Source organism: Jiella sonneratiae, from assembly GCF_017353515.1.
GTDB lineage: Bacteria > Pseudomonadota > Alphaproteobacteria > Rhizobiales > Rhizobiaceae > Jiella > Jiella sonneratiae.
In genome coordinates this window covers 275,153-294,358 of sequence record NZ_JAFMPY010000001.1, presented here as the reverse complement: position 1 = coordinate 294,358, position 19,206 = coordinate 275,153, and the positions used below count along the sequence as shown (strand labels likewise).

The 19,206-nt window shown below is 68.9% G+C and carries 15 protein-coding genes; 10 read left to right on the top strand and 5 right to left on the bottom strand.

Annotated features, from left to right (window positions below):
- Positions 1-13: 13 nt before the first annotated feature.
- Complete coding sequence (locus tag J1C47_RS01255; RefSeq protein WP_207348898.1) at positions 14-850, bottom strand: AAA family ATPase; 837 nt, start codon at positions 848-850, stop codon at positions 14-16.
- 431 nt (positions 851-1,281) lie between these two features.
- Here J1C47_RS01255 and J1C47_RS01250 point away from each other — a divergent pair, with 431 nt between their 5' ends.
- A complete protein-coding gene (locus J1C47_RS01250) occupies positions 1,282-2,481 on the top strand; it encodes an MFS transporter (protein ID WP_207348897.1) in 1,200 nt (399 codons plus the stop codon).
- Here the strand turns inward: J1C47_RS01250 and J1C47_RS01245 are convergent.
- Both J1C47_RS01245 and J1C47_RS01240 read right to left on the bottom strand, forming a co-directional pair.
- Positions 2,448-3,131: a DapH/DapD/GlmU-related protein gene (locus J1C47_RS01245; RefSeq protein WP_207348896.1), complete on the bottom strand. Its 684-nt coding sequence runs from the start codon at positions 3,129-3,131 to the stop codon at positions 2,448-2,450. The genes J1C47_RS01250 and J1C47_RS01245 overlap by 34 nt on opposite strands.
- Positions 3,106-4,308 (bottom strand): OpgC family protein, encoded by a 1,203-nt coding sequence (locus tag J1C47_RS01240; protein ID WP_207348895.1) that lies wholly within the window; start codon positions 4,306-4,308, stop codon positions 3,106-3,108. Before J1C47_RS01240 ends, J1C47_RS01245 begins: the two co-directional genes overlap by 26 nt.
- Positions 4,309-4,732: 424 nt before the next feature.
- Between J1C47_RS01240 and J1C47_RS01235 the strand changes: the two genes are divergently transcribed.
- From J1C47_RS01235 to J1C47_RS01225, 3 genes are all read left to right on the top strand, one after another.
- Entirely contained in the window at positions 4,733-5,323 is a 591-nt protein-coding gene (locus J1C47_RS01235; RefSeq protein ID WP_207348894.1) for an SCO family protein, read from the top strand.
- 199 nt (positions 5,324-5,522) lie between these two features.
- The gene (locus J1C47_RS01230; RefSeq protein WP_207348893.1) at positions 5,523-7,433 is read left to right on the top strand and encodes a cation:proton antiporter; all 1,911 of its coding nucleotides are present in this window, start codon (positions 5,523-5,525) and stop codon (positions 7,431-7,433) included.
- A gap of 2 nt (positions 7,434-7,435) precedes the next feature.
- Entirely contained in the window at positions 7,436-8,314 is an 879-nt protein-coding gene (locus J1C47_RS01225) for a 50S ribosomal protein L11 methyltransferase (protein WP_207348892.1), read from the top strand.
- Between the two features lie 165 nt (positions 8,315-8,479).
- Here the strand turns inward: J1C47_RS01225 and J1C47_RS01220 are convergent, their stop codons facing one another.
- Positions 8,480-8,683, bottom strand: coding sequence for a hypothetical protein (locus J1C47_RS01220; protein ID WP_207348891.1), 204 nt, complete (start codon positions 8,681-8,683; stop codon positions 8,480-8,482).
- 253 nt (positions 8,684-8,936) lie between these two features.
- On the opposite strand from J1C47_RS01220, the gene J1C47_RS01215 reads away from it, so the two are divergent.
- Positions 8,937-10,757, top strand: a complete 1,821-nt coding sequence (locus J1C47_RS01215; RefSeq protein ID WP_207348890.1) for an aminopeptidase P family protein — start codon at positions 8,937-8,939, stop codon at positions 10,755-10,757.
- Positions 10,758-11,014: 257 nt separating this feature from the next.
- Here the strand turns inward: J1C47_RS01215 and J1C47_RS01210 are convergent, their stop codons facing one another.
- On the bottom strand, positions 11,015-11,440 hold the full coding sequence (locus J1C47_RS01210; protein WP_207348889.1) for a BA14K family protein: 426 nt from the start codon (positions 11,438-11,440) through the stop codon (positions 11,015-11,017).
- Positions 11,441-11,805: 365 nt separating this feature from the next.
- On the opposite strand from J1C47_RS01210, the gene J1C47_RS01205 reads away from it, so the two are divergent.
- The 5 genes from J1C47_RS01205 (at position 11,806) to J1C47_RS01185 (ending at position 19,202) form a co-directional block, all read left to right on the top strand.
- Positions 11,806-12,438 (top strand): DsbA family protein, encoded by a 633-nt coding sequence (locus J1C47_RS01205; RefSeq protein WP_207348888.1) that lies wholly within the window; start codon positions 11,806-11,808, stop codon positions 12,436-12,438.
- An 803-nt stretch (positions 12,439-13,241) separates the two neighbouring features.
- Positions 13,242-13,982 carry a cation efflux transmembrane domain-containing protein gene (locus J1C47_RS01200; RefSeq protein WP_207348887.1) on the top strand — a complete coding sequence of 247 codons (741 nt, stop codon included), beginning with the start codon at positions 13,242-13,244 and terminating at the stop codon, positions 13,980-13,982.
- A gap of 164 nt (positions 13,983-14,146) precedes the next feature.
- Positions 14,147-16,525 (top strand): oxidoreductase, encoded by a 2,379-nt coding sequence (locus tag J1C47_RS01195; protein WP_207348886.1) that lies wholly within the window; start codon positions 14,147-14,149, stop codon positions 16,523-16,525.
- A gap of 109 nt (positions 16,526-16,634) precedes the next feature.
- A complete protein-coding gene (locus J1C47_RS01190) occupies positions 16,635-17,405 on the top strand; it encodes an enoyl-CoA hydratase-related protein (protein WP_207348885.1) in 771 nt (256 codons plus the stop codon).
- A gap of 213 nt (positions 17,406-17,618) precedes the next feature.
- Positions 17,619-19,202 carry a 3-hydroxyacyl-CoA dehydrogenase gene (locus J1C47_RS01185; protein ID WP_207348884.1) on the top strand — a complete coding sequence of 528 codons (1,584 nt, stop codon included), beginning with the start codon at positions 17,619-17,621 and terminating at the stop codon, positions 19,200-19,202.
- Positions 19,203-19,206: the final 4 nt, after the last annotated feature.

The window sequence follows — 19,206 nt, the reverse complement described above, 5'->3', positions numbered from 1 at the left end:
TGCCGGCGGCGTATCAGCCGCGCCGGGCCAGGAAGGCCAGCCGCTCGAACAGGTGGACGTCCTGCTCGTTCTTCAGGAGCGCCCCGTGCAGCTTCGGCAGCACCTTCGACGGGCTCTCCCGAAGGTCCTTCGCCTCGACGTCCTCGGCGACGAGAAGCCGGATCCAGTCGAGCGCCTCGGAGGTCGAGGGCTTCTTCTTCAGGCCGGCCTGCTCGCGGATTTCGTAGAACTGGGTGAGAGCGGCCCGAACCAGATCCTGCTTGATGCCGGGATGATGGACGTCGACGATCTTCGCCAGCGTCTCGGGATCGGGAAACTGGATATAGTGGAAGAAGCAGCGGCGCAGGAACGCGTCGGGCAGTTCCTTCTCGTTGTTGGAGGTGATGACGACGATCGGCCGGTGCGTCGCCGCGACGGTGTCGCCGGTTTCGACGACGTCGAAGCTCATCTTGTCGAGTTCCTGCAGAAGGTCGTTCGGAAACTCGATGTCGGCCTTGTCGATCTCGTCGATCAGAAGCACCACCCGCTCGGGCGAGGCGAAGGCATCCCACAGCTTGCCGGGCCGGATGTAATTGCGGATGTCGTGGACGCGCTCCTCGCCGAGCTGGCTGTCGCGCAGCCGCGATACGGCGTCGTATTCATAGAGGCCCTGCGCCGCCCTTGTGGTGGATTTGACCGTCCACTGGATCAGCCTGAGGCCGAGGGCCTCGGCGATCTGCACGGCGAGCTCGGTCTTGCCGGTGCCGGGCTCGCCCTTGACGAGCAGCGGACGCTGCAGCGTGATCGCCGCGTTGACCGCGACCATCAGGTCCTTGCCGGCGACGTAGCTGTCGGTTCCCGTAAAGCGCATCCGTCGTCCTGGTCCGTTCTGCCGTGTCGGTCGGCGGCGATGCGATCGTGATCTCCCGCACTCGCCGCCGCAATGTCGTTCTGCTCCCGCGGTGAGCCGCCGGAGCGGTCCCGTGGCGCCTGGGCGCCGCGGCTTCGTGTCGTCCTTTTCGCGGCGCGTCTTGTCGCGCCGCCGCATCCCGCCGTTCCGCCGCGGGACCGTGCCGCCGAAACCATAGGCGCGACGCCGCGGCTTGCAAGTCGCGGGGTTGTCGTGACGGAGACTGTGCGTTCGCCCCAAAGCAGCGGCGGGCGACTGGAATGTTTCGCAGCTGCGAATAGATTGCGCCTTGGGCGGCGGAACGACGGTTCCACCGCTCTTTCTTTTGACAGACGCTTCGCGACGGCCCTCCCGCACAGAGGGCGGTCCGCCGCGGAGGGAAGGCTTCCGGCATGAGCAACGCAGCATCCAAGGCCGCCGATCGGAGCGGCGCCGAGGGCCTCGGCTCGGCACTGACCATTCTCTTTGCGCTGTCCTGCGGCGCCCTGGCCGCCAATCTCTATTACGCCCAGCCGCTGGTGTCGCTGATGGGCGCGGATCTCGGCCTGCCGGTCTCGGCGGAAAGCTCGATCGTCACGCTCGCCCAGGTCGGCTACGCCCTCGGCCTGGTGCTTCTCGTGCCCTTGGGCGACATCGTCGAGAACCGCCGGCTCATCCTCGTCACGATGGGCGCCAACCTCGTCTGCCTCGCGGGTCTCGCTTTGGCGCCCGGTCTCGGCGCGATGTTCGCGGCGATGCTGCTCGTCGGGACGAGCTCCAGTGCGGCGCAGATGCTGGTGCCGCTGGCGGCGAACCTCGCCCCGGAGGCCGAGCGCGGCGCGGTCGTCGGCAACGTCATGAGTGGGCTCCTCGGCGGCATCCTGCTCGCCCGCCCGGTGTCGAGCTTTCTTGCCGACTATGTCGGCTGGCGGGGCGTCTTCGGGCTCTCGGCCGGGCTGATCGCGGCGCTCGGCGTCGTTTCGCTCTTCCTCCTGCCGCAGCGCCAGCCGGACGGCGAACGCGGCTATCTCGGGCTCATCCGGTCGCTCGGCCGGCTGTTCGTGACCGAACCGGTGCTGCGGCGGCGCGGCCTCTACCATGCCGCCATTTTCGCGGCCTTCTCGCTGTTCTGGACGGCCGCCCCGATCGTGCTCCTCGCCGATCCGTTCGACTTTTCGCCGAGCGGCGTCGCCCTCTTCGCGCTTGCCGGCGTGCTCGGGGTCTTCGCCGCCCCGGTCGCCGGCCGGCTCGCCGATCGCGGCTATGCGCGGATCGGAACCGTCGCCGCCATCTCGATGGTGATCGGCGCCTTCCTCCTCGCGACCTTCGGAACGTCGCTCGTCGCGCTGGTCGTCGCCGCGGTCGCGATCGATCTCGGCGCCCAGGCCAATCTCGTCTTCGGCCAGCGCGAGATCTACCGGCTCGCCCCGAACATCCGCAACCGCCTCAACGCGGTCTACATGACCACCTTCTTCCTCGGCGGGGCGGCCGGCTCGGCGCTGGCGAGCCCGGTGCTGCAGAATTTCGGCTGGCTCGGCGTCTGCGTGATCGGCATGGCGCTGCCGGGCGCGGCGCTGGTTTATTTCGCGCTGGCGGAGGGCACCGGCGACTGACCCTCCCATTTGTCGAGGAAGGCGTCGATCGGCAGCGACTGCATGTCGGGGATGGCGTCGAACAGCGTCTCGAGCGGCCAGTCCCACCAGCGAAGGGCGGCGATCCGTCCCGCCACCTCTTCGCCGAAGCGGGGACGGAGCGGGCGCGCGGGAACCCCGGCGACCACCGCATAGGGCGCGACGTCGCGGGTGACGACCGCCCCGGCGCCGACGACGGCGCCGTTGCCGATCGTCAGCCCCGGCAGGACGATCGCCCCGTGGCCGAGCCACACGTCGTGCCCGATCGTCACGTGCTTCGCCCGGCGATTCTCCGCGACCTCTCGGTCGACGGCGAGCCAGCGGAAATATTCGTTCGGCCGGTAGCTGATCTTGTGGGTGGTCAGCCTCTCCATGGGATGGTCGAGGGCGTTGACGCGCACATTCGCCGCGATCGAGCAGAACTTGCCGATCGTCGTGTAGACGGCCTCACCGCCCCGTTCGAAATAGGAGAAGTCGCCGACCTCCACTTCCCGCAGAACGACGCGCGCGCCGATCTCGACGTAGCGGCCGAGCCTGGTGTGCTTCAGCTCCGCAGTGGTCGCGATGCGCGGCTCGGAAGCGCGGAATCGCAGCTCCTCGAAATTCTCAGGTCGTGGAGTGTCTTGCGGCATCGCTCGTCGGGATCGGGATCGGGGTCGGAGTTGGCGAAACGCGCGAACCGTAGTCCTGATCCTCCTGCGATGCTACCAGCAGCGACCCGGCCGGCGCGCCCGACGGCTTGCGCCTGCGTCGATCGAGCCTCGCCGCGAGCGCCAGCTGCAGCACGACGCCGCACAGCACCAGCGCGAGTTCCGTCGTCAGCGACAGCCCTCCTGAACCGATGACGCAGACCGTGACGAGGTCGGCGAGGATCGTACCCGCGACGAAGACCGGCAGGCTGTTGCGGCCGGCGGCAAAGAGCGGGCGCAGCCAGCCCTCCGCCGGCAGCCGCGCGAGGGCGTCGAGGTTGAACATGACGTAGACGATGGCGATGGCGTTGATCAGCCGCAGCGGGCCTTCGCTGGTCTTGGTCACGAGCAGCCGCAGCGGACCCTCCGCCGGGTTCGCGCCGAAATGCATCAGGAGGTTCGCCGGGATCGCGACGATGGCGATCGCCGCCGCCGCGAGGAACAGCGGCCGGCGATAGGGGAAGGGCGTCTCGCCGCGCCGGAGCCTCAGGCCCGCGGCGAGGCCGATGACGAAGACGAGCTGCCAGCAGAACGGGTTGAAGTACCAGTGCTGGCGGGGCTGGGCGAGGTCGGTGAGATTGATCCGGAAGAGCCCGGCGACGAGCCACAGCGCGGCCGCGACCGTCAGAGCAAGCCACGGCGAGCGGTCGAGGAGGGCGAACCACAGCGGCACCGAGGCGATCAGCACGACGTAGAGCGGCAGGATGTCGAGCTCGGCGGGCAGGTAGCGCAGGCTGAGGGCTTCGAGGAGGAAGCGCCCCGGTTCGCCGGCGAAGACGTCGAGCGACCAGTTCGCGACGATCTCTGGGTGATTGGGCAGCGGCGCGAGGATGACCGCTGTCGCGAGGCAGAGGATCATCGTAAGGTGGAGGCGGTAAAGCTTCAGCACGCGGCGCAACGTGCGCGAGGCGGCCGTCGCGAGGTCGGCGGGCCCCGTCGCCGGATGATAGGCGAGGGCGGCCGACATGCCGGCCATCATGACGAAGAGTTCGGCGGCGTCGGAGAAGCCGCGGCTCTGCTGCAGCCCCTCCGAAAAGGAGACGTTGGCGTGGTCGACGAAGATCAGGAGCAGCGACACGCCGCGAATGAGATCGATGCGGTTTTCGCGTTGGCGCGACATCGGCGTCCGTCCCGGAGATCACGACGATTCGTCGTCGCCTCCGAGCTACGGCAGCGGCGCGGGCGGAAGAATGATCGCAGAGTTGCAAGATATTCGAAATTTTCCGGTTGGGTTAATTTGCATAGCGGAAGTATATCAAAGAAATGAAGAGATTTAATCCAATTCGAGCTTCCGAGGTTGCCGCGGCTTCGCCGGTCGCGGCGGGGCGGAGCGGCCTTGCGGCCGCCGTTGCGGCAGGCGTCGCACTCATCGCCTTGGGGGGTGTCGGTCTTGCCATGTGGCTTGATCACGGGGAGGCACTTTTCGTAAAGCTCGCGGCGGACGCCTGGGCGAGCTGCTTCTGAGCCGAGCCCGGCAGGTCGGCGGATCCGCTTTCGCTCGTGGCGAGCGCGACCGGCCGGCCAGACCTCCGGAGTGACGCAAGATGCAGACGCGTACGATCATCCAGACGGGACTTTGGGCGCTCGTCGCCCTTCTCGCCGGGGCCCTCGTCGTCACCTATCTCAACCTCTCGGGCGGCGGCAGCGCCGCCGAAAAGCCCTATGGCACCCCGTTCACTCTCGTCGACCAGAACGGCGACGAATTCAGCTCCAAAAAGCTGGCGGGCGAGCCCTTCGCGCTATTCTTCGGCTATACCCACTGCCCGGACGTCTGCCCGACGACGCTCTACGAACTCGCTTCGCATCTGAACGAGATCGAGAAGGCGGGCCACGATTTCAAAATCGTCTTCGTCACCGTCGATCCGGCCCGCGACACCCCCGCGGTGCTGAAGGACTATGTCGAGGCGGTGTCGCCGAAGATCGTCGCTCTGACCGGCGACGAGGCCGACATCGCGAAGACGGCGAAGGGCTGGGGCGCGTTCTATCGCAAGGCCGGCGAGGGCGACGACTATCTGATGGACCATACGGCGACCACCTTCCTCATCGACAAAAACGGCAGGCTGGCCGGGACGATCGCCTATGGCGAGGATCCGAAGACGGTGGGCGCCAAGCTGGAACGGCTCGCCGGCGCCTGATCGCCGGCCGGCGCCCTGGCGGTGCCAGCCGGCCGCGACGCGGCTCGCGTCGCCGACGGCGTGACTGCGGCGCAATGCGCGGCGGAATGAGCGGCGCGATCCGGCTTTGCCGAATGCGCCCGCGCGTTATGTCCTTGCGCAACAAGATCCCGGTCGGGCGGGCCGACCCGCCGACCGGAACCGACAGGACCCTCCGCACATGCACGACCTCGCCTTGCAGCTCGCCGTCATCGGCGTCGCGGGCATCGCCTCGCAGTGGCTTGCCTGGCGGCTGCAGGTGCCCGCCATCGTCATGCTGCTCGGCGTCGGGCTGGTCTTCGGCCCGCTGACCGGTCTGATGAACCCGCGCAAGGATTTCGGCGACCTCTACACGCCGCTGGTCTCGACCGCCGTCGCGATCATCCTGTTCGAGGGCGGGCTGACGCTGCGCCTGCGCGAGATCCGTGAAACCTCGACCGCCGTGCGGCGGGTCGTGCTGCTGTCGGGCCCGCTGGTCTGGGTGCTGACGGCGCTCGCCGCCCGTTATGTCGGCGCGATGTCCTGGCCGGTCTCGATCATTCTCGGGGCGCTGCTCGTGGTGACCGGCCCGACGGTGATCATGCCGCTGCTGCGCCATGCCCGGCTGCGCTCGCGCCCCGCCTCGATCCTGCGCTGGGAGGCAATCCTCAACGATCCCGTCGGCGCGCTCTTCGCGGTCGTCGCCTTCGAGGCCTATCTCGTCCTGCGCGGCGCCCACGAGGCGGAACATCTGATCGTGACGACGGCCGCGGCACTGCTCGTCGCCGTCGTCGGCGGCATCCTCGTCGGCCGGGGACTGACGGTCTTCTTCGCCCGCGGCCATGCGCCGGAATATCTCAAGGCGCCGATCCTCTTCGCCGTCGTCGTCGCCATGAACGCCCTGACCAACCTCGTTCTCGAGGAGGCCGGCCTGCTCACCGTGACGGTCATGGGCATCACCATGGCGAACAGCCGGCTGGCCAGCCTCAACGAGCTGCGCCGCTTCAAGGAGACGATCACCGTCCTCCTCGTCTCCGGCCTGTTCATCATCCTGACGGCGTCGCTGCAGCGGGAGGTGATCCTCAGCCTGGAATGGCGGGTGGTCGCCTTTCTCGTGCTCGTCCTCTGCGTCATCCGGCCGTTGACGCTCTTCGTCTCGACCATCGGCGCCGGGCTCGGCTTCCGCGAGCGCCTGCTCGTCGGCTGGATCGCGCCGCGCGGCATCGTCGCCGTCGCGGTCGCGGGCCTCTTCGGCTCGTCGCTCGCCCGCATCGGCCTTGCCGATGCCGACCGGATGGTCGCCTACACCTTCGCCGTCGTCGCCGCGACGATCCTTCTCCACGGCTTCACCCTGAAGCCGCTCGCCCGGCTCCTCGACCTGCGGGTCACCAACCGGCCCGGCATCCTCGTCGTCGGGGCCTCGCGCTTCTCGATCGCCCTGGCGCAGCGGCTGAAGGCTCTGGAAGTGCCGGTGCTGATCGCCGATGCCAACTGGTCGCATGTCTCCGAGGCGCGGCTCGGCGAGGTGGAGGTCTGGTTCGGCGAGATCCTCTCCGAAGAGGCGCACCACTCGCTCGACCTGTCGCGCTTCGACCACATGATCGCGGCCACCGACAACGACGCCTACAACGCTCTCGTCTGCACCGACTTCGGCGCCGAGATCGGCCGCTCCGAAGTGTTCCAGATCGGCGCGACGGCCGCCAACACGCAGACTTCGAGCGCGCGCCACACGATGCACTTCTCGCTGGGCGGCCGGCCGCTCTTCGATCCCCCCCGCGGTTACAACGAGCTGCGCGACCACGTGATCGACGGCTGGGCCTTCCAGGCGACGAGGCTGACGGCGGAGTTCGGCTACGGCCAGTTCTTCGAGACCCGGCCGGAAGGCACGCTGCCGATCCTCTGGATCAGGCCCTCGCAGGAGATCGTCTTTGCGGCCGGCGAAGGGGCGGGCGAGCCGGGGCCCGGCGACACCATCGTCTCCTTCGGGCCGCCGCGGGCCGAGCGCGAACAGGAAAAGATCGTCCGCGGCACCTTGACCGAACGCGAGGCGCGCAGGGAAAAGGCCCGCAAGACCGCCGAGGAGGTCTCGAAACAGGCCGAAGGGACGAACTGACGGTGCAGACACGCTATTTCTGGCGCGGCAGGCGCGCCGAGGCCGAGGCCGCCTATGCCGCGCTCGATGCCGTCTTCGAGGAGGAGGGTGCGCCGCTCGCCCTGACGGAGATCGACGAGGCCGCCGGCATCGTCGAGGTCGCGGCTTATCTGGCGGCGGAAGACGGCGACGACCGGACGGAAGAGTTCCGAACGGCCGCAGGCCTTCGGCCCGATGACGAGATCGGCCGGGAGGAGCTTGCCGACCGGGACTGGATGGCCGCCGTCCTCGCCGAGCTGAAGCCGGTCCGGGCCGGCCGCTTCGTCGTCCACGGCGCCCACGACCGGGACAAGGTCGGGGCGCACGAGCTGTCGATCGAGATCGAGGCCGGCCTCGCCTTCGGCACCGGCCATCACGCCACCACCGCCGGGTGCCTCGCGATGATCGACGAGATCGTGCGGCTGCGGCGTCCGGGCCGGGTGCTCGATCTCGGCACCGGCAGCGCCGTCCTCGCCATCGCCGCCGCCAAGCTGGCGCGGCTGCAGGTGCTCGCCACCGACGTCGATCCGGTCGCCGTCGCCGTCGCCGCGGCCAACGTGCGAGCGAACGGCGTCGCGCGCTTCGTCGAGACCATTCGCGCCGATGGCTTCGCCGCTCCGGCCGTGCGCCGGCGGGCGCCCTACGAGCTGATCGTCGCCAACATCCTGGCCGGCCCGCTGATCCACCTCGCGCCGGCATTCCGCCGCCACGCGGCGCGGCGCGCCGACGTGATCCTGTCCGGCATCCTGGTCTCGCAGGTGGCGGCCGTGCGCGCCGCCTACCGGGCGCAGGGCTTCGTCCATCGCGAGACGCGCGTCATCGGCGAATGGGCGGCGCTGCATCTCCGCCGCGCCGCGGCGTGATTCCTGCGGCGCGGCGGCGTTCGCCCGGCCTCGCCACCGTTTCACGCGACAATGAGCCCATCCCATGAAAAAAGGTCCGGCAGCCCGCGTGGAGCTGCCGGACCTTGCGTCCATATTCATGTTGCATTGCAGCAAGACCGCTCGGCCTATGCTGCCCGGTGCCGGTCAGGCGCGCTGCGGGCCGCGGCTTTCGAAATGCGAGGCAGTCTCGCCGCTGAGGCCGTCCGGGGCAAAGCGCTTGCCGTAATGGGTGGCGATGTAGCGGCGCGCCTCGCGCTCGCGGGCCTCCATCATGCGGTTGAGGACGGTGCGCATGATGCCCGTGCTCTGCTGGCGCGGGCGGGTCGTGGTGGTGTCGTTGCTGGCCATTGGCGTTCTCCTTCAGAAGCGGTTCCGGCCTCCCGTTGCACCGAAATATGCGCGGCTCGGCGGCTTTCCGGTAGAGTGCCCGCCGCATAGGACCCTCCCGTTTATTGCAACGCAACATAACGGCTCTTCCCGGGGCCGAACCATCGATCCGTCGCCTTGCGACCGGAGCATCGGATCGCGGAACTTGCGGCGGCCGGCGAAATGCCGGACACAACTGCGAGGAATGCCTTCAAGCGGCAGGGTGAGAGATCCGATGTTTCAGAATTTCGACGGTACCAGCGACTTTTCGCTGAGCGCCGAGCGCGTCGAAGGCCTGCGGCGGCTGCTGAGCGAGGCGGGCGTCGACGGCTTCGTGGTGCCGCGCGCCGACGAGCATCAGGGCGAATACATCCCCGCATCGGCGGCGCGGCTCGAATGGCTGACCGGCTTTTCCGGCTCGGCGGGCGTTGCCGTCGTCCTTTCCGACAAGGCGGCGATCCTCGTCGACGGCCGCTATACGCTGCAGGTCCGCGACCAGGTCGACCTGTCGGTCTTTTCGCCTGCTTCGTCGATCGAGACGCCGCTCTCCGCCTTTCTCGAGACCGAGGCGGCCGGGCGGCGCATCGCCTACGATCCCTGGCTCCACACCATCGCCGAGGTGGAGAAGCTGCGAGAGGTGATGGCGCGCAGCGGCGGCGAACTCGTCGCCCTTTCCGAAAACCCGATCGACCGGCTCTGGACCGACCGTCCGGCGCCGCCGAAGGGCAAGGCGTTCCTGCACGGCGACAATCTCGCCGGCAGAAGCGTCGACGCCAAGCTCGGCGAGATCCAGGCGGCGATCGCCGTCGCCCGGGCCGATCTGACGGTGCTGACCGATCCTTCGTCGATCGCCTGGGCGTTCAACGTCCGCGGCGCCGACGTCGCCCACACGCCGCTGATGCTTGCCTTCGCCATCGTCCCGGTGAAGGAGCGGCCGCGGCTCTACGTCGATCCGGACAAGCTCGACGAGGGTGTCGCGGCACAGCTTGCGGCGCATGCCGACATCCGGCCGCCGGAGGCCTTCGAAGCCGAGCTCGCCGACCTGTCGCAGGGCGGCCAGATCGGGCTCGACCGCGACCTCGTCGCCGCGCGGCTTGCCGCCATCGTCGCCGCGGCGGGGGGCGACGTCGTCGCGCTTTCCGATCCCGCGCGCCTGCCGCGGGCGGTGAAGAACGAGGGCGAACTCGCCGGAAGCCGCGCCGCCCACCGTCGCGACGGCCTCGCGGTGACGCGTTTTCTCGCCTGGCTCGACCGTCAGGCACCCGGCTCGACCGACGAGATCGGCGCGGCGGAGCGGCTGGAGGCCTTCCGGGCCGAGGCCGGCGAGGCGGCAGGCATGGCGCTGATGGACATTTCCTTCGACACGATCGCCGGGGCGGGGCCGAACGGCGCCATCGTCCACTACCGGGTCAACCGGCAGACCAACCGCAGGCTCGGGGCGGGGGAACTCTTCCTGATCGATTCGGGCGCCCAGTATCTCGACGGAACCACCGACATCACCCGCACGGTGCCGGTCGGCAAACCGGACGCCCTGATGCGCACGCGTTTCACGCAGGTGTTGAAGGGGATGATCGCGATCTCTCTGGCGCGGTTTCCGAAAGGCACGCGCGGCATCGACATCGATGTTCTGGCGCGCATCGCCCTCTGGAAGGCCGGCTGCGACTATGCCCACGGCACCGGCCACGGCGTCGGCGCCTTCCTCGCGGTGCACGAAGGGCCGCAGTCGATCTCGCGGCGCGGCATGGCGGTGCTGAAGCCGGGCATGATCCTCTCCAACGAGCCCGGCTACTACAGGGAGGGCGCCTTCGGCATCAGGATCGAGAATCTCGTCGTCGTCACCGAAGCCTCTGCGATCGCGGGTGGCGACATGCCGATGCTCGGCTTCGAGACGCTGACGCTCGCGCCGATCGACCGCCGGCTGATCGACGCCACGCTGCTCGGCGAAGAGGAGCGGGGCTGGCTCAACGGCTATCATGCCCGGGTCCGCGAGACGCTGTCCGGCGACCTGTCGCCGGAAGACGCGCTCTGGCTCGAGGCGGCGACCCGGCCGGTCTGATACGAGATCCGCTCGATGAGAGCGGGGCTCGAATCACGCCCGCGCGGCGAATGAGCGTCTTTGTCTCCGGCATCACGATTTCCGGCATCACGACGTGATGTGCCGGAAACCGTATGACGCCCGGTCGAACGGCGTTCCGGCTGCCGCGGCAACCTGCAAGTCCGCCTTCCCGGCCGGGCTCGGCCGGACCGTTGCGGGATGTTCATACGCCCGGCCGGCATTTCGGGCCGCAGTCGGTCGTGGCCCTGCGGCAACCCTCAGCGGCAGAGCCGCCGCCGGCCGTGATTCGGCTGAAAGGTGCCGGAACGGGCGTCGAAGGAGCGGTACTTCGCCGCGCAGTAGCGGTACCAGGCGCCGGTCCAGGGATGCGGGCCCCCGTAGTATCGGACCTCTGGGTAGACCCGGTAGAGCGGGCGCGGCCGGTAGCGGTAGTACGGGCCGTCATAGTAGCGCGCCTCGCCGACCGACAGGCCGAGCCCGAGCCCGATGATGCCGCCGATCACCGCCGCCGCGCCGGCGTCGAAACCGTCGTGATGGTGGTGCCGGTGTCCGGCCTTCGCCTCGCCGGCACCCAGCAGCGGCGTTCCCGCCGGCACGAGAAGCGGGGTGAAGACGAGCGCGACGCAGGCCGCGACGGTGCTGAGCGAAAGCCTGCCGAGGCTGTTGTTCGACGCCCTTGCCATGGTTTGCCTCCCTTGCGGCGGAGCCTGGCGCGCCGCGCGCCCTTCGATCGACCATCCGGTGTCCGCCGGCATCAAGTGTCCGCCGGCGGTCACTCTCCGCCGGTTGCGGCCGGCGCCGTTTCAGCCATGCCCGCCGAGCGCTCCGTCAGAGCCGCGTCGGAGACCCCGGGGAAGCCGACGCCGCGTCCGCAGGGCCTGCGGGTCCGCCCGCAACCCCGCACGCGCACAACCTCTCTGTCGCAGTCGACTCCTTCGCCGGACCGGGCAGGTTGACGCATAGTCACCCATCTTAGCGGGCAATGCAACCGCGGGTGGATTTGCACCGCGGGCCGCCCGTTCTTATGTCGAACGCAGGGAGGCCGCTGGTGATACCGCATCTCGTCTATTTCGCCGATCCGATGTGTTCGTGGTGCTGGGGCTTCCACCCGGCGATCGAGGCGATCGCCGCGCGCCATCCGGACCTGCCCATCCGGCTCGTCCTCGGCGGTCTGCGTCCGTTCACCACGACGGCGATGGACGAGCAGGCCAAGGCCGAGATCCGCAGCCACTGGGAACACGTCGCGGCGGTGAGCGGCCAGCCCTTCGACTACGCGTTCTTCGACCGGACCGGCTTCGTCTACGACACAGAGCCTGCAGCCCGCGCCGTGGTCGCCGCCCGCCGGCTCGATCCCTCGCGGGCCTTCGCGCTGAACCGCCGGGTGGCCCACGGCTTCTACGCCGAAAACCGCGACGTCACGGACGCCGGCGTCCTTGCCGACCTCGCGGCCGGGGCGGGCCTCGACCGTGACGCCTTCGCCGCGGCCTTCGATGATCCCGCGACGCGGGAGGAGACCCTCGCCGACTTCGCCGTCACCAAGGCGTCCGGCGTGACCGGCTTTCCGACCCTCGTCGCCGGGCCAGAAGCAGGGGCGGCGGGGCGGTATCGCCCGATCGCGATCGGATTTCTTCCGCCGGAACAGGTCCTTGCGGAAATCGCGCGGTTTCTTGGGAACAACTGAATTCCGCGCCATCCGCAATATGCAATCTTAAAGCGCGGATTTGCAGGAAAACGCCTCGACAGGACCCGGGAATTATGCTTTCCTTACGTTAAGGAATACGCGTGCCTGGTTGGATCGTCGAAGCGGGTTTCGCGGAGGGTCCGGTCTTCCGGCCGGCGCGCCGCGGCAGGCGATGCGGATGGGTGCTCGCGCGCCGGAAGGCCCGTCCAGGCGGACGCCTCGGGCCGGCAGCGGGTTCTCTCCGGCAGCGGGTTCTCTCTGGCGGAGTCGCCGATCTGCCGAGGCGCTGAGCCGCCCAGGCATTGATCCGGCGGATGGGTCGTGGCTGCCGAGCCTCGTGTCGGCGAGACAGAGTTGTGCATCAGCGGGGGCCCCGTCTCGGGGCTTGCCGTGATCGTCCCGCCGGGGCATCCGAGTGCCGGCGTGTCGAAGGGCGTGTGCCGGCAGGAAGGGGCGCCTGCCGGCCGCGCTTTTCGTTTCGTCGTGGCAGCAGCGCCGGCGACCCGCCATGGGCGCGCAATCGGCGGCGGGCGCCGTTCCGCCGCTCGCTCATCCGACCCGGCACGTCGCGCCGCCCGTTCTCGGCCCGACGACACTCCCGCACTTCACTCTCGACCTCGCATGTCGGCCAATGGCAGATTCCAGCCGTCAACGGGGCGTCGTGGATTTGCCCGGTCGGCCTCGGGCCCTGGCATGCGGCGCGTGGTCTCCCGAAACGGGGATCGCCCGAAACGGAATCGGATGTCGGAACCCCTGCACCGGCCGGAAACGTTCCCCGATCGAGATGGAAGGGAGAATTGCCGATGACGGATCACTGTCGTTCCGGCCGCGACGCCGCCTGCTGTGGCGCGGAGCCTGTGAGCGATCCGTGCTGCGCAGGCACTCTTGACTCCGGGAAGGGGCCCGCCAGTTGCTGCAGCGGCGGCGTCCCGGCCTTCGACGGCCTCGACCCGCAATACAAGCGCATCCTCTGGACCGTCATCGCGATCAACGGCGTGATGTTCCTGACCGAGATGGTGGCGGGACAGATCGCCGGATCGCAGGCGCTCGCCGCCGATGCGCTCGACTTTCTCGGGGACACCGTCACCTACGGCCTCAGCCTCGCCGTGATCGGCGCCGGGGTTCGCGTGCGCGCCTCGGCCGCCCTCGCCAAGGGCGTTTCGCTCTCGGTCATGGCGCTCTGGGTGTTCGGCTCGACGATCTACCGGACGCTGGTGGCCGGCGTGCCGCAGGCGGAGGTGATGGGGGCGATCGGTTTCCTGGCCCTTGCCGCCAATCTCGGCTCGGTGCTGCTGCTGCGACCCTACAAGGACGGCGATGCGAATGTGCGCTCCGTCTGGCTGTGTTCGCGCAACGACGCGATCGGCAACACCGTCGTCATGGCGGCGGCCTTCCTCGTCTGGCAGACCGCGACGCCATGGCCGGATCTTGCCGTCGCGGCCTTCATGGCGGGTGTCTTCCTCACCTCCTCGGTTGCGATCCTCCGCCAGGCGTGGGGCGAGTACCGCCACACGGAGGACGCCGCCGGGGTTCCTGCCCGCTGACGGCCTTCGCGCGTCCCGGCGCCACGAGATTTGAGCATGCGGCGGGGCTCGCCCGTCGACGGCCGGCCCCGTTCGCCATCGGCCGGCCAGGCTTGGCGACGGCGCATTGATCTCCAGATATTTTAATCCTAAACTAATCTGGCGAGGCCCGAGAGGAGACGGCGATGCGCATCACGGTGATCGGCGGCGGCCCGGGCGGCCTCTATTTCGCGCTCCTGACCAGGAAGCGGCGGCCGGACTGGCAGGTCGCGGTCTACGAACAGAACCTTGCCGACGACACCTTTGGCTTCGGCGTCGTCTTCTCCGACGAGACGCTGCACGAATTTCTCTCGCGCGACCGCCGGAGCTTCGAGCGCATCCGCGGCGAATTCGCCTATTGGGACGACGTCGCGATCCACAAGCAGGGCACCGAGATGCGCTGTGCCGGCAACGGCTTTGCCGGCATCTCGCGGATGAAGCTGTTGAACATCCTGCAGCAGCGCTGCCGGGAAGAGGGCGTCGAGATGCATTTCGGCGTCTGCGTCCCGCCGGAGGAGATCGCCACGCGCTTCGCCGGCTCCGACGTCGTGGTCGCCGCCGACGGCGTCAATTCCAGGATCCGCGAGCATTTCAGGGAAAGCTTTCGGCCGGAGGTGGCGATCAAGTCGAACCGCTTCTGCTGGATGGGATCGACCCGGCCGATGGAAGAGTTCAACTACTTCTTCCGCGAGACCGAGCACGGCATCATCTGCGCCCATACCTATCAGTATGAGACGGGCCGCTCGACCTGGATCTTCGAGATGGACGACGGCTGCTGGCGCGGCCACGGCTTCGACCGGATGGACGAGGAGCGGTCGAAGGCCCTCTTGGAGCAGCTCTATGCCGGGGAGCTGCAGGGCCACGGCCTGCTCCTCAACCGGTCGAACTGGCGGCAGTTCCCACGGATCTTCTGTCAGAACTGGAGCCATCGGAACATCGTCCTCCTCGGCGACGCCAAGGCCTCGGCGCATTACTCCATCGGCTCGGGCACCAAGCTTGCGATGGAATGCGCGATCGCGCTGTCGGACGCGGTGGTCGAACATGGCGAAGCCGGCGTGGAGCAGGCCTTCGCGGCCTATGAGGGCGAGCGCCGCGCGCCCTGCCAGATCATCCAGCACAAGGCCGACGTCTCGCTCGCCTGGTTCGAACACATGAACCGCTCCTGGGACATGGAGCCGGAGCAGTTCGCCATGGTGGTGATGTGCCGGGCGAAGTCGATCACCTACGACAATCTGATGGTTCGCGACCCCGGCTTCGTCGAAAAGGTCGATACGGCCTTCTACGAGCGGCTCTTCCGCGAGACCGGCGAGGACTACCGCAACACCCGGCCGACGCCGATGTTCACGAGGTTCAAGCTGCGCGACATGGTGGTCGAGAACCGTGTCGTCATGTCGCCGATGGCGCAGTACTCGGCCGACGGGGAGGGCAACCTCACCGACTGGCATTTCGTCCACTATACGAGCCACGCCCTCGGCGGTGCCGGCATGGTGTTCGTCGAGATGACCTGCCCCTCGGCCGACGCGCGCATCACGCCCGGCTGCCCCGGCCTGTGGACCGACGAACACGAAGCGCAGTTCAAGCGCATCGTCGATTTCGTCCATGCCCATTCGAAGACCAGGATGGTGATGCAGCTCGGCCATGCCGGCCGCAAGGGCTCCACCCAGCTCGGCTGGCAGAAGATGGACGCCCCGCTCGAGGACAAGGCGAAGAACTGGCCGCTCTTCTCGGCCTCCGACATCCCCTACATGGCCGGCGTCAGCGACACGCCGAAAGCGCTCGACCGGGCAGACATGGACAGGATCAGGGCCGATTTCGTGCAGGCGACCGAGCGGGCCGAGCGCGCCGGCTTCGACATGGTCGAGCTGCACTGCGCCCACGGCTATCTTCTGGCGTCCTTCCTGTCGCCGCTCACCAACCGGCGGACCGATGAATACGGCGGTCCCATCGAGAACCGGCTGCGCTTTCCTCTGGAAGTGTTTGCGGCGATGCGGGCGGTCTGGCCGGCCGAAAAGCCGATGTCGGTGCGCGTCTCGGCGAGCGACTGGGCCGAGGGCGGCATCAGCGAGGCGGATACGATCGCCATATCCGAGGCCTTCGCAGAAGCCGGCTGCGACCTCATCGACGTCTCCGCCGGCCAGACGGTCGCCGAGCAGAAGCCGGTCTATGGCCGCATGTTTCAGGTCGCGTTCGCCGAGGCGATCCGCAACGTCCCGAAGCTCTCCGTCATGGCCGTCGGCGCGATCACCGAGGCGGCGCAGGTGAACACCATTCTCCATACCCGCCGGGCCGACCTCGTGGCGCTCGGCCGCCCGCATCTGTGGAACCCGTATTTCACACGCGAGGCTTCGGCCTGGTACGACGCGCGCAACCAGCATTGGCCGAAGCAGTATCTCGCCGGCCGCGACCAGGCGCATCGCGAACTGTCGAAGAAGCGCGGGCAGGAGATGGATCTGCGGCGCAAGGCACGGCCGCGCCCGCACGAACTGGACGAGCCCTCCGCCGAGCGCCGCGAAGCGGCCGAATGAAAGGATTCGTCCGCCCGGCCCTGAGCTTCGGAAGGGCGTCGAAGCCTTCTGGAAACTTTCCGGGACCGGCGGTTCGGGAACGACGCAAAGGACGGGGAGGTGTCATTTGATGAGCGAGGTCCGACTGGAGCGCGGAGGGGAAGGAGTCGTGGTCCTGACGCTGGACCGGCCCGAGGCGCGCAATGCTCTCTCGCCCGGCATGCGCGAGGAACTGACGGCGCATTTCACGGCACTTGCCCAGGATGCGGACGTCCGCGTCGTCGTCCTTTCCGGCGGCACCAAGGTCTTCGCTGCCGGCGCCGACCTCCGGACGATGGCCGAGGCCTCGCCGAGCGACATGATGCGACGCGGCAGCGAACGCTTCTGGGGATCGATCAGGAATCTGCCGCAGCCGCTGATTGCCGCCGTCGAGGGCTGGGCGCTCGGCGGCGGCTGCGAACTCGCCATGCACGCCGACATCATCGTCGCCGGCGAGGGCGCGCGGTTCGGCCAGCCGGAGATCAAGGTCGGCATCATGCCCGGCTCCGGCGGCACCCAGCGGCTGGTGCGGGCGGTCGGCAAGTTCAAGGCGATGCGGATGCTTCTGACCGGCGAGCCGGTCACCGCCGCGGCGGCGGAGGCGATGGGCCTCGTGTCGGAGATCGTCCCCGAGGGCGAAGCGCTGGGCCACGCGACGGAACTCGCGCGGTCGATCGCGGCGCTGCCGCCGCTCGCGGCGCGCAAGATCAAGGAGGTGGTGCTCGCCGGCGCCGACCAGCCGCTCGACGCGGCGCTCTTGATGGAGCGACAGGCGTTCCAGCTTCTGTTCGACACCGCCGACCAGAAGGAGGGGATGGCCGCCTTCCTCGAAAAGCGCAAGCCGGACTTCAAGGGGCGATGAGCGCCGGTCGCCGGCCCAAACGGCCGAACGCTCGGATGCACCGGCGGGGTTGATGCGAAACTTCATCAGGTCGGGACAACAGTCGGATGTTTCTGGGTGATCCCTGCATTCACCATTCGGTCGAAGATGGCGGTCACGAGCGGCTTTCTCGGCTGCCCGGACGGCATCGGCGCTGCGCGGGACGAGCGGCGGGCCGAGGGAGAAGAACGTGAGATGACCCAGACGCCCGAAAGATTTTCCGGCCGCGACCAGCCCCTGACCCTCGGTATCGTCGGCGCCGGCGTGATGGGCCGCGGCATCGCGCAGGTCGCCGCCGAGGCCGGGGTGACGGTGCTCTTGGCGGATGTCGAGCCGCGTGCGGCGGAGGAGGCCCGGGGCTTCGTCGCCGCAATGCTGGAGCGCAGGCGCGCCAAGGGGCGGATCAACGCGGCGGAGGCCGCCGCGGCGCTCGATCTGATCGGCGTCGTCGCCGTCGGCGACGATGCAGGGTGGGCGGCGCTTCGCGCCTGCGACGCCGTGGTCGAGGCGGTGGTCGAGCGGCTCGACGTCAAGCATGCGGTCATTGCGGGGCTCGAGGCGGTGGTGCGGCCGGACTGCATCCTGGCCAGCAACACATCCTCCTTGTCGGTGACGGAACTCGGCGCGGGCGCCCGCCGACCGGAGCGGGTCGCGGGCTTTCACTTCTTCAATCCGGTGCCGCTGATGAGGGTGGTCGAGGTCGTCGCCGGCTTGCGGACTGCCCCTTGGGTCGTCGAGGCGCTGGAGGCGCTCGCCAGGCGCATGGGCCACCGGCCGCTGCGGGCGGCCGACACGCCCGGCTTCCTCGTCAACCATGCCGGCCGCGCCTACACGTCGGAGGCCATGCGGATCGTCGCCGAAAACATCGCCTCCCACCAGGAGGTCGACCGCGTGATGGTCGAGGCCGCCGGCTTCGGCATGGGCCCGTTCCAGCTGATCGACCTCGTCGGGATGGACGTCGTCCAGACGGTCAGCGAATCCGTCTACCACCAGTATTTCGAGGAGCCGCGCTACCGCCCTGTGCATCTCGGAGCGCTCCGCCGCGCCGGCGGCCTTCTCGGCCGCAAGAGCGGCGCCGGCTTCTACCGCTACGAGGACGGAAGGCAGGTCGCGCAGGCGCAGCCCGCGGTGCCGGAGGTTTCGCTCGCCGCCCGGCCGGTCTGGATCTCCGACCGCCATCCATCCGAGGCGGCGGCGTTGAGAAACGCGCTCGCGAGCGCCGGCGCCGCGATCGAGACCGGCGCGCGGCCCTCGGCCGACGCGCTCTGCATGGTGACGCCCTTCGGCGAGGACGCGAGCACCGCGGCGCTTGCGGAAGGACTCGATCCGCGGCGGACCGTCGCCGTCGACATGCTGCTCGGCATCGACCGCATCCGCACGCTGATGACCGGCGTCGCGACCCGGCCGGACTGCCGCGACCTCGCTCATGCGCTGCTCGCGGCCGGCGGGCACGGCGTCTGCGTCATCAACGACAGTCCCGGCTTCCTCGCCCAGCGGATCGTCGCCGGCATCGTCAATCTCGGCTGCGACATCGCCCAGCAGCGAATCGCCGCGCCCGCCGACATCGATACCGGCGCGAAACTCGCCCTCGGCTATCCCATGGGGCCGCTCGAATGGGGCGACGCTCTCGGTCCGCAGAAGGTCCTCGCGATCCTGGCGGCGATGCACGACTTCTACGGCGACCCGCGCTACCGTCCGAGCCCGTGGCTGAAGCGGCGGGCGCTGCTCGGCCTGTCGCTGGGGACACCGGAAGGCCGAGGGGGATCACAGCTCGTCTGATCCC